8 protein-coding genes and 2 pseudogenes are annotated in these 11,182 nt (G+C 61.1%); 7 read left to right on the top strand and 3 right to left on the bottom strand.

The features are described from left to right. Window positions 1-38 precede the first annotated feature (38 nt). On the top strand, window positions 39-785 hold the full coding sequence (gene pdxJ, locus AAEZ05_RS19565; RefSeq protein ID WP_350648493.1) for a pyridoxine 5'-phosphate synthase: 747 nt from the start codon (window positions 39-41) through the stop codon (window positions 783-785). 98 nt (window positions 786-883) lie between these two features. Here pdxJ and mltF read toward each other — a convergent pair whose 3' ends face one another. Further along, window positions 884-2,344, bottom strand: coding sequence for a membrane-bound lytic murein transglycosylase MltF (mltF, locus tag AAEZ05_RS19570; protein ID WP_122838826.1), 1,461 nt, complete (start codon window positions 2,342-2,344; stop codon window positions 884-886). A 274-nt stretch (window positions 2,345-2,618) separates the two neighbouring features. Between mltF and purL the strand changes: the two genes are divergently transcribed. The 4 genes and pseudogenes from purL (at window position 2,619) to AAEZ05_RS19590 (ending at window position 7,652) form a co-directional block, all read left to right on the top strand. Beyond that, the gene (gene purL / locus AAEZ05_RS19575) at window positions 2,619-6,515 is read left to right on the top strand and encodes a phosphoribosylformylglycinamidine synthase (protein ID WP_045062138.1); all 3,897 of its coding nucleotides are present in this window, start codon (window positions 2,619-2,621) and stop codon (window positions 6,513-6,515) included. Window positions 6,516-6,520: 5 nt separating this feature from the next. Beyond that, on the top strand, window positions 6,521-6,832 hold the full coding sequence (locus AAEZ05_RS19580) for a YqfO family protein (protein WP_045062139.1): 312 nt from the start codon (window positions 6,521-6,523) through the stop codon (window positions 6,830-6,832). A 240-nt stretch (window positions 6,833-7,072) separates the two neighbouring features. Next, window positions 7,073-7,350, top strand: a pseudogene (locus tag AAEZ05_RS19585) (type II toxin-antitoxin system RelE/ParE family toxin). Between the two features lie 14 nt (window positions 7,351-7,364). Further along, window positions 7,365-7,652, top strand: coding sequence for a HigA family addiction module antitoxin (locus AAEZ05_RS19590; protein WP_082069249.1), 288 nt, complete (start codon window positions 7,365-7,367; stop codon window positions 7,650-7,652). 52 nt (window positions 7,653-7,704) lie between these two features. Here AAEZ05_RS19590 and AAEZ05_RS19595 read toward each other — a convergent pair whose 3' ends face one another. Then, window positions 7,705-8,526, bottom strand: a complete 822-nt coding sequence (locus AAEZ05_RS19595; protein WP_045062140.1) for a peptidoglycan DD-metalloendopeptidase family protein — start codon at window positions 8,524-8,526, stop codon at window positions 7,705-7,707. 3 nt (window positions 8,527-8,529) lie between these two features. After that, on the bottom strand, window positions 8,530-9,909 hold the full coding sequence (gene xseA / locus AAEZ05_RS19600) for an exodeoxyribonuclease VII large subunit (RefSeq protein WP_045062163.1): 1,380 nt from the start codon (window positions 9,907-9,909) through the stop codon (window positions 8,530-8,532). 207 nt (window positions 9,910-10,116) lie between these two features. On the opposite strand from xseA, the pseudogene AAEZ05_RS19605 reads away from it, so the two are divergent. Next, a pseudogene (locus AAEZ05_RS19605) lies at window positions 10,117-10,381 on the top strand (sulfite exporter TauE/SafE family protein); the annotation flags it as partial. A 162-nt stretch (window positions 10,382-10,543) separates the two neighbouring features. After that, window positions 10,544-11,092, top strand: coding sequence for a hypothetical protein (locus AAEZ05_RS19610; protein ID WP_045062141.1), 549 nt, complete (start codon window positions 10,544-10,546; stop codon window positions 11,090-11,092). Window positions 11,093-11,182: the final 90 nt, after the last annotated feature.

Consider the following 11,182-nt stretch of genomic DNA (forward strand, 5'->3'; position numbering starts at 1 on the left):
GCTGTGCACCGAACTTTCCCCTCTTCAGGAGCGCTTCCGTGACCACCAGCAATCGCATTCTTCTTGGCGTGAACATCGACCACGTTGCCACCCTGCGTCAGGCCCGGGGCACTCGTTACCCGGATCCGGTCAAGGCCGCACTGGACGCGGAAGAGGCGGGCGCTGACGGCATCACCGTGCACCTGCGCGAAGACCGTCGCCATATCCAGGAACGCGACGTGCTGCTGCTCAAGGATGTGCTGCAGACCCGCATGAACTTCGAGATGGGCGTCACCGAAGAGATGATGGTGTTCGCCGAGCGCATCCGCCCTGCGCACATTTGCCTGGTCCCGGAAACTCGCCAGGAGCTGACCACTGAAGGCGGGCTGGATGTAGCGGGGCAGGAGGCTCGGATCAAGGCGGCGGTGGACCGACTGGCGAAAATTGGCTGCGAGGTGTCGTTGTTCATCGACGCGGACGAGCGCCAGATCGAAGCGTCCCGCCGAGTGGGTGCGCCGGCCATCGAGCTGCACACGGGGCGTTACGCGGACGCCGAGACGCCGACGCAAGTGGCTGAAGAGCTCAAGCGTGTAGCGGATGGCGTGGCTTTTGGTCTGGCCCAGGGTTTGATCGTCAACGCCGGCCACGGTCTGCACTACCACAACGTTGAAGCGGTGGCTGCGATCAAGGGCATCAACGAACTTAATATCGGCCACGCGCTGGTGGCGCATGCGCTATTTGTCGGCTTCAAGTCGGCGGTGTCGGAGATGAAATCGCTGATTCTGGCAGCGGCGTTGAAAGGCTAAGATCAAAAGATCGCAGCCTCCGGCAGCTCCTACAGGTGTACGCATAACCCTGTAGGAGGTGCCGGAGGCTCGAGCCGCGTTCGGACGATCTTTTTGCTTTAAAGCTGCGGCGATTCCTGGTTCGGTTTGGACTTGTCGATCCCCGGCACATGCAAATTGCCTTCAGCCACCTGATCACCCTCAAGCTGCGGCTGTGTCACCCAGGTCAGGATGTCGTAATACCGGCGGATGTTCGCCACAAAATGCACCGGCTCGCCGCCCCGGGCATAACCATAGCGGGTCTTGCTGTACCACTGCTTCTGCGACAGGCGCGGCAGGATCTTCTTCACGTCCAGCCATTTGTTCGGATTCAGCCCTTCCTTGGCGGTCAGCTTGCGCGCGTCATCCAGGTGGCCGCTGCCGACGTTGTAGGCCGCCAGGGCAAACCAGGTGCGGTCTGGCTCCTTGATTGAATCGTCCAGCTGTTCCTTCATGTAAGCCAGGTACTTGGCGCCGCCCATGATGCTCTGCTTGGGGTCCAGGCGATTGGACACGCCCATGGCCTGCGCAGTGTTCTGGGTCAGCATCATCAGGCCACGCACGCCGGTCTTGGACGTCACTGCGGCCTGCCACAGGGATTCCTGATAACCCACCGCCGCCAGCAGGCGCCAGTCGACCTTTTCTTTCTTGGCGTAGGCCTTGAAGTGCTGTTCGTACTTGGGCAGCCGTTGCTGCAAATGCTGGGCGAAGGTCGTGGCGCCCATGTAGCCGAGCACGTCGACGTGACCGTAGTAGCGGTCCTTCAAACGTTGCAGGGTGCCGTTCTTCTTGACCTTGTCGAGGTAGTCGTTGATCTCGTTGAGCAGGCTGTTGTCTTCGCCTGCCGCCACGGCCCAGCTCTGGTTGCTGGCGTCACCCAGGTCAAAGGCGACCCGCACGTTGGGGAAGTAGACCTGGTTCATCGCCACTTCGTTGGAGTCGACCAGGGTCAGGTCGATCTGGCCTTCATCGACCATGCGCAACAGGTCCACGACTTCGACGGCGTCGGACTCTTCGTATTCAATGCGCGGAAATTTCCGTTTAAGCTCTGCCAGTTGCTCGGCATGGGTGCTGCCCTTGAGCACCATGATCTTCTTGCCCACCAGATCCCCCGCATCGGTAGGCCGTGACTGGCCGTTGCGATAGATGATCTGCGGGGTGACTTCCAGGTAGGAGTGGGAGAACCGCACCTGCTTTTTGCGTTGCTCGCTGCTGACCAGTCCGGCAGCAGCCAGCACAGGGCCGTTGGGCTTGCCCACCTGATTGAACAGGTCGTCCAGATTATCGGCGGTTTCGATTTTCAGCTCGACCCCCAGATCGTCGGCGAAACGTTTCACCAGCTCGTATTCAAAGCCGGTTTCACCGCTGCGATCCTGAAAGTAGGTGGCGGGGCTGTTTCGGGTAACCACCCGCAGCACGCCATCCTCCTTTACACGCTCGAGTGTGTTGGGTTTATCAACACAGCCACCAAGCATCAGGAAGAGTCCGGTTGCGATCAGCCATTTGGCGTACCGCGGACGCAAAGCCGTTGGGGAAAACATCTGCGCAGTATACGCAAAGGACCACGAGCGCCATATCTCGACAGCACTGGGCCAGTCTGCTAGAGCAGCAAAAAACGGCGCACAACCCGCAGGAATGGGCTTTTACGGCGCTTCTTGATGGAAAAAATAAGCGCTGAACGCCTCCTGTTTCTGCCCTGAAACCCCGGCCCGACGTTCGGGTACGGCCGTGCGTACCGTTTCGGGTGATGTCACGGGCGGTTTAGGCTAGAATGCACGGCCTCAAAGCACACCCCTTCCCGAGGCTGTCCCGAAGATGTTGATCCTGCGCGGCGCTCCTGCCCTTTCTGCCTTTCGCCACAGCAAACTCCTTGAGCAACTTCGCCGATGCGTCCCGGCTGTCAGCGGCTTGTATGCTGAATTCGCTCACTTCGCCGAGGTTACCGGCGTCCTGACCGGCGACGAACAGCAGGTGCTCGCGCGCCTTCTGAAGTACGGCCCAAGTGTTCCAGTCCAGGAGCCGACCGGTCGTCTGTTCCTGGTGTTGCCACGTTTCGGCACCATCTCGCCCTGGTCCAGCAAAGCCAGCGACATCGCTCGCAACTGCGGCCTGGGCAAGATCCAGCGCCTTGAGCGCGGCATCGCCTTCTATGTCGCCGGCCAGTTCAGCGAAACTGAAGCGCAGCTGATCTCGGACGCCTTGCACGACCGCATGACCCAGATCGTCCTGGCCAACCTGGAGCAGGCCGCAGGTCTGTTCAGCCACGCCGAGCCCAAGCCCCTGACCGCGATCGACGTGTTGGGCGGCGGCCGCGCCGCGCTGGAAAAAGCCAACACCGAGCTGGGTCTGGCCCTGGCCGAAGACGAGATCGACTATCTGGTCAACGCTTTCGTCGGCTTGAAGCGCAACCCACACGACATCGAACTGATGATGTTCGCCCAGGCCAACTCCGAGCACTGCCGTCACAAGATCTTCAACGCCAGTTGGGACATCGACGGTCAGAGCCAGGAAAAAAGCCTGTTCGGCATGATCAAGAACACCTACCAGATGCACAGCGAAGGCGTCCTGTCCGCTTACAAGGACAACGCCTCGGTGATCGTCGGTAACGTCGCCGGTCGTTTCTTCCCGGACCCTGAAACCCGCCAGTACGGCGCGGTGCAGGAGCCGGTGCACATCCTGATGAAGGTGGAAACCCACAACCACCCGACCGCGATCGCCCCGTTCCCGGGCGCATCCACCGGTTCCGGTGGCGAGATCCGCGACGAAGGCGCTACCGGTCGCGGCGCCAAGCCAAAGGCTGGCCTCACTGGTTTCACCGTGTCGAACCTGCAGATCCCGGGCTTCGAACAGCCGTGGGAAGTGCCGTACGGCAAGCCTGAGCGCATCGTTACCGCGCTGGACATCATGATCGAAGGCCCACTGGGTGGCGCCGCGTTCAACAACGAATTCGGCCGTCCCGCCCTGACCGGCTACTTCCGTACCTTCGAACAGTCGATCACCACTCCCCGTGGCGACGAGGTTCGCGGTTACCACAAGCCGATCATGCTGGCCGGCGGCATGGGTAACATCCGTGCCGAACACGTACAGAAAGGCGAGATCATTGTCGGCTCCAAGCTGATCGTCCTCGGTGGCCCGGCCATGTTGATCGGCCTGGGTGGCGGCGCGGCTTCCTCCATGGCCACCGGCACCAGCTCGGCTGACCTGGATTTTGCATCCGTACAGCGCGAAAACCCGGAAATGGAACGTCGCTGCCAGGAAGTCATCGACCGTTGCTGGCAGTTGGGTGACAAGAACCCGATCAGCTTCATCCATGACGTCGGCGCCGGCGGCCTGTCCAACGCTTTCCCGGAACTGGTCAACGACGGCAACCGTGGCGGTCGCTTCGAACTGCGCAACATTCCAAACGACGAGCCGGGCATGGCCCCGCACGAAATCTGGAGTAACGAATCCCAGGAACGTTACGTCCTGGCGGTTGGCCCTGCGGACTTCGAACGCTTCCAGGCGATCTGCGAACGCGAGCGTTGCCCGTTTGCCGTCGTCGGCGAAGCCACTGCCGAGCCGCAACTGACCGTTACCGACAGTCACTTCGGCAACAACCCGGTGGACATGCCACTCGAAGTGCTGCTGGGCAAGGCTCCGCGCATGCACCGCTCGGCTGTTCGTGAAAACGAACTGGGCGATGACTTCGATCCGGCGACGCTCGAGATCGCCGACTGCGTTGAACGCGTTCTGCATCACCCGGCCGTCGCCAGCAAAAGCTTCCTGATCACCATCGGCGACCGCACCATCACCGGCCTCGTGGCCCGTGACCAGATGGTCGGCCCGTGGCAGGTTCCAGTGGCCGACGTTGCCGTCACCGCCACCAGCTTCGACGTCTACACCGGTGAAGCCATGGCCATGGGCGAGCGGACTCCGCTGGCTCTGCTGGACGCTCCGGCGTCGGGCCGCATGGCCATTGGTGAGACCCTGACCAACATCGCCGCTTCGCGCATCAACAAGATCTCCGACATCAAACTGTCGGCGAACTGGATGTCCGCGGCCGGTCACCCGGGTGAAGACGCACGTCTGTACGACACCGTGAAGGCAGTTGGCATGGAATTGTGCCCGGACCTGGGTATCACCATCCCGGTGGGCAAGGACTCCATGTCCATGGCCACCCGCTGGAACGATAACGGCGAAGACAAGACCGTCACCTCGCCGATGTCCCTGATCGTGACCGGTTTCGCGCCAGTGGCTGACATCCGTCAGACCCTGACTCCGGAACTGCGCATGGACAAGGGCACCACCGACCTGATCCTGATCGACCTGGGCCGTGGCCAGAACCGCATGGGCGCCTCGATCCTGGCCCAGGTTCACGGCAAGCTCGGCTCGCAAGCGCCGGACGTCGATGATGCCGAAGACCTGAAAGCCTTCTTCGCAGTGATCCAGGGCCTCAACGCCGATGGTCACCTGCTGGCTTACCACGACCGTTCCGACGGTGGCCTGCTGACCAGCGTAGTGGAAATGGCGTTTGCCGGTCACTGCGGCCTGAGCCTGAATCTCGATGGTCTGGCAGAAACCTCCGCTGACATCGCCGCGATCCTGTTCAACGAAGAACTGGGCGCCGTGATCCAGGTTCGTCAGGACGCCACGCCAGACATCCTCGCGCAGTTCAGCGCGGCCGGTCTGGGCGACTGCGTGTCGGTGATCGGTCAGCCAATGAACAATGGCCAGATCAACATCACGTTCAACGGCGAAACCGTATTCGAAGGCCAGCGTCGTCTGCTGCAACGTACCTGGGCTGAAACCAGCTACCAGATCCAGCGTCTGCGCGACAACGTCGACTGCGCCGAACAAGAGTTCGACGTGCTGCTGGAAGAAGACAACCCGGGCCTGAGCGTCAAGCTGAGCTTTGACGTCAACCAGGACGTCGCTGCGCCTTACATCAAGAAAGGCATTCGTCCACAGGTTGCCGTATTGCGTGAGCAGGGCGTCAACGGTCAGGTGGAAATGGCGGCGGCATTTGATCGCGCCGGCTTCAACGCCATTGACGTGCACATGAGCGACATCCTGGCCGGCCGTGTCGACCTGAACGAGTTCAAGGGCCTGGTAGCCTGCGGTGGTTTCTCCTACGGCGACGTACTGGGTGCCGGCGAAGGCTGGGCCAAGTCCGCGCTGTTCAACAGCCGTGCTCGCGATGCGTTCCAGGGCTTCTTCGAACGCAACGACAGCTTCACTCTCGGTGTGTGCAACGGTTGCCAGATGATGTCCAACCTGCATGAGCTGATCCCGGGCAGCGAGTTCTGGCCACACTTCGTGCGCAACCGTTCCGAGCAGTTCGAAGCGCGCGTGGCGATGGTTCAGGTCCAGGAATCGAACTCGATCTTCCTCCAGGGCATGGCCGGTTCGCGTATGCCGATCGCCATCGCCCACGGTGAAGGCCATGCCGAGTTCGCCAGCGAAGAAGCCTTGCTCGAAGCCGATCTGTCGGGGTGCGTGGCGATGCGTTTCGTCGACAACCACGGCAAGGTCACCGAGAAGTATCCGGCCAACCCGAACGGCTCGCCGCGCGGCATCACCGGGCTGACCAGCCGTGACGGTCGCGTGACCATCATGATGCCGCACCCTGAGCGTGTATTCCGCGCCGTGCAGAACTCGTGGCGCTCGGAAGACTGGAACGAAGACGCGCCGTGGATGCGCATGTTCCGCAACGCTCGCGTGTGGGTGAACTAAGCCCCATGTTCAAGCTCGCCTTTTTCGTTCCGACCAGCCACGTCGATGGGGTCAAGAGTGCTGTGTTCGCTGCCGGTGGCGGTCGAATCGGTGCCTATGACCACTGTTCGTGGCAGGTCCTGGGCCAAGGCCAGTTCCGCCCGCTGGACGGCAGTCAGCCGTTCATTGGCGAGGCTGGCGAGGTCGAGCAGGTGGAGGAATGGAAAGTCGAGCTGGTCGTGGCGGATGAGCTGATCGTGGCCGTGGTGGCCGCGTTGAAGCTCAGTCACCCGTATGAGACACCGGCTTACGAGGTATGGCGGCTGGAGGATTATTGATCTCTGGTTGCTGAGGCAGGAAACCCGCTGGGCCAGTTTGGTCGGCGGGTTTTTTGTTGCCTATAAGCTCCGTCTGACGTGTGCTTCGCAGGGTTCCTACAAGTTTTTAGGGTTGTCGCTCGGAACCCGAATCTCTAGTTTCCTGGGTTTAAATACCTGAGTGACCGACCCCATGAAGCCCGATCAAAAATCCTCCGATAAGCCATTGCGGTGTGTGATGTATCGCGTCACAGTCCTCGCATGATTGTCAGCTGGAAACATAAAGGCCTCAGAGCTTTCTATGAGACTGGTTCAACCAAAGGCATCAACACGAATCATGCAAAGCGCTTGCGTCGAGTCCTCCTCATCCTGGACAGCGCCCGCCACTCAAGTGAGCTGGATCTCCCCGGTTGGCGATTCCATAGTTTGAGAGGCGAGCTGGCTGACTATTGGTCGGTCAGCATAAGTGGTACTGGCGCATCATTTTTCGCATGTTCGACGACCACGTCGAGCTGGTTGATTATCTTGACTACCACTGAGCAGAGGCAGCTGAATGGGTATGCACAATCCTCCTCATCCTGGCGAAATCTTGCTTGAGGACGTGGTTCCCGGACTGGGGATCACCATTACTGAAATGGCTCGACGTCTCGGGTATGCCCGGGAAACTTTTTCCAGAATATTGCATGGGCACGCGCCTATCAGTCCCGATCTGGCTGTACGTTTGGAGCGCGCTGGCATCAGCAAGGCCCAAACCTGGCTGGCCATGCAGTGCAGCTACGATTTGTGGCAGGCCGAGCACCGCGAGCAGCCTCAGATCGAGCGGTTTGCTCGCATCGATTGAGCTACGATCAAACCCGCTTTCTCAGCCGTGCGCTGATTGATGGGGGGATCACTTACGGCTGAAACGCCCCAATGAAAATCGCCGGATCCACCCGCGCATCATTCAGGCTCACATTCCAGTGCATGTGCGGGCCGGTGGCGCGGCCGGTGGCGCCGACTTTGCCGACTACGCCGCCGCGAGGCATTTGCTGGCCGACGTTCACGTCGATTTTCGACATGTGGCAGAACATGCTGATAAAGCCCTGGCCGTGGTCGACGAACACCGTGTTGCCGTTGAAGAAGTAGTTGCCGATCAGGATCACCTTGCCGGCGGCGGGGGTCTTGATCGGGGTGCCGGCGGGTACGGCGAAGTCCAGGCCGGAGTGGGCGTTGCGTTCTTCGCCGTTGAAGAAGCGACGCACGCCGAACTTGCTGGAGAGGGGGCCGTTGACCGGTTTGTCCAGCAGCAGGTTGCTCGGGGTGTTCGGGCTGAAGGTGCGGTAGGCCTTGATCTGCTCGGCCAGCTCGCCCTCAATGCGCTTGAGGTTGGCCGGGTTCGGGTTGACCTGCTGGGTGTTTTTCAGGGTGATGTGCTGTTCCGGGTACTTCTTGCTGCCAACGGTGAACACCAGGTTGCGCCCGCCGCTGCTGACTTGCTGGTGGCCAGGCTTGACCGTCAGCGGCACGCCGACAATGGCCAGCCAGTTGTTCTGTTCCTTTACCACCAGCACCGGCTTGCCTTGATAGCTGGCCTTGGGTGGTTGCGCAGAGGTGCCCAGGTCCACCACCGCCACGCCGCCCGGCACCGGTTTGTTGAGCAAGCGAGTGATGTAGCTGTCGGCGTGGGCGTTGAAGGTCAGGCACAAGAAAAACAGCGAGGCGAGAATGCGCGGCATGGATCAATCCAGTAAAGAAAGGGTGACGGGCGTCAGGTGATTGTCTTCGACCCTGACTTGCAGCTCGCCTTCGCCCAGCCTGGCTTTGAGGCGCTGGCCGGTGTGGGTCTGGGCGGCGTTACGAATCGCATTACCGCGTTCATCCAACAGGATGCTGTAGCCGCGGCCAAGGGTCGCCAGGGGGCTGACCACGTGCAACGTTTGCATCTGGTTTTGCAGCTGCATGCGCCGGTCCTTGAGCCCTTCGCGCATGGCCCTGGGCAGGCGTTCCGCGAGACTGTCGAGGCGCTGGCGCAGCATCGCCAATTGGCGCCCGGGATGCTGGCCGGCGAGGCGGGTTTCCAGGCGGATCAAACGTTCGCGACGGGTGTTGAGGCTGCGCTCGAAAGCCCGGCGCATGCGCATGTCCAGGTCGTCAAGGCGTTGCGCTTGCTGACGCAGGCGCTCACCGGGATGACGCAGGCGCCGGGACATGCCCTCCAGGCGCAGACGATCGCGCATCAGGCGATCGCGAATGCGCATCACCAGGCGCCGATGCAGGCTTTCGACACGGCGCACCAGGTCGCTGGAGTCCGGCGCGAGTAACTCCGCAGCCGCCGAAGGGGTAGGGGCGCGTACGTCGGCGACGAAGTCACTGATCGACACATCGGTCTCGTGACCGACCGCGCTGACAATCGGCGTCACGCAGGCGTCCACGGCGCGGGCTACGGCTTCTTCGTTGAAACACCAGAGGTCTTCCAGCGAGCCGCCACCACGGGCCAGGATCAACGCGTCAAAGCCTCGGGCATCCGCCAGCTTCAGTGCCCTGACAATCTGGGCCGTGGCTTCGCGACCTTGCACGGCCGTCGGGATCAACGTCAGTTGAACCTGCGGAGCACGGCGGCGGAACACGCTGATGATGTCGCGAATCACCGCCCCCGTCGGCGAACTGATGATGCCGATGCGTTGCGGATGCGCCGGCAGCGCCACTTTGCGTTCGGCACTGAACAGGCCTTCAGCGCTGAGTTTTTCCTTCAGCGCATCGAACGCCAACCGCAGCGCTCCGTCACCGGCCGGCTCCACGGTGTCGAGGATCAGTTGGTAATCACCACGGCCCTCGAAAAGCGAAACCTTGCCGCGCACCTTCACCGCCAGGCCATCCTTCAGCGCCTGGCGGACCCGCGCGGCGTTTTGCCGAAACAGTGCGCAACGCACCTGGGCGCCGCTGTCTTTGAGGGTGAAATACACATGGCCGGACGCCGGGCGGGCGAGGTTGGAAATTTCGCCTTCGACCCAGATGTTGCTGAACACGTCTTCCAGCAACACCCGCGCGCGGCCGTTGAGCTGGCTGACAGTCAGGACTTCACGGTCCAGGCCGAGTCTTGCAAAGGGATCTTTAATCATGGGGCGCATGATAAAGGCAATCTCCTGCGCAATGCACGATCCCCGTAGGAGCCGCCGCAGGCTGCGATCTTTTGATCTTGAAAAATGCCTGCTTCGCCGAAAATCCAGATCAAAAGATCGCAGCCTGCGGCAGCGCCTGCAGGGTATTTTTGAAATGTCCATGGAGGCGCCGTCTTGGCTGTCCAGGTAGTCACCTGGGCCACGCAATTGTTTATCAGCGCCTACGGGATTTACAGCCTGTGGGTCAAAGCCCGTCCAACCCGGTTGTCTGCCGCCTGTTCGCTGTCGCAGGGGTGTACGCCGAGCTACCCTTGTTGTTACTGGCGCTGTGTTTGTTGCCGGCCATGGCGGTGGGTTGTGGGTTGGCCGGCGGTTGACCCTGAGGTTGTCCCGCGAGGCGTTCGTGCGGCTGGTGACCTGGCTGGTGCTGGCCAGCGGGATCGCGTTGATCGGGCGTTATTTGAGTACTTGACCTGAGTGCGTCAGGGATTAAGCTGCCGGCCGCAAATCCATGTGGGAGCGAGCCTGCTCGCGATGGCGGTGGGTCAGGCAACTTCAAAGTGGCTGCAACGACCGAATCGCCAGCAGGCTCACTCCCACAAGGGTGATCATTCAGAACATGCAGGCTTGTGCCATGAATTCTCAAAGCATCATCGTCCCGAAAATCTCCACCCTGCCGGTGCACGAACCCCGAGCAAGGGCGGTCGTGCGGTGGCTGGTGCGCAAGAACATCATCAAGGAAGAACTCACCACCTGCGGCCGCACCGGCAGCCGCATGGGCCACGCGATCGCCGACGGTGCCCGTGCCGTGGTGCTGCACCCGCAAGCGCTGCCGTTCGGTGAGCCGATCAATGGCCTGGAGATCATTACCAAGCGCTGCATCTATACGCCGGCCAAGGGCTTTCTGGAGGAAGCGGGCTGCGCCGAGTGCCGCAAGGAAGTCGGCGAGGCGCTGTTCGAAAGCCTGGAAGACTGGATGCCGGGGCGTACCGATAACTTCACCTGCCCCGAATGCGGGCATGAAGATGACATCAACGGATTTCTGTTCCTGCAGGAGTGCGGGTTTTCCAACCTGGGGTTTATCTTCAACAATTGGGCCGAGGCAGGGTTCAAACAGAGCTTTATCGATGAGTTTGCCGATTGGCTGGATCAGCCGGTCAGTTGGGTAAAAGTCGAACTCTGATCCCTGCCCCCCCCCCTGTAGATACTCTGTTACCGGTCAAGCTTTCAGCAGGTGTTTTTCGCTGAAAAGCTTGGCCGTGTCGAAATCTTC

Origin of the sequence: Pseudomonas sp. HY13-MNA-CIBAN-0226, assembly GCF_040310305.1 — a bacterium.
In the GTDB taxonomy this organism is placed as follows: Bacteria; Pseudomonadota; Gammaproteobacteria; order Pseudomonadales; family Pseudomonadaceae; genus Aquipseudomonas; species Aquipseudomonas gregormendelii.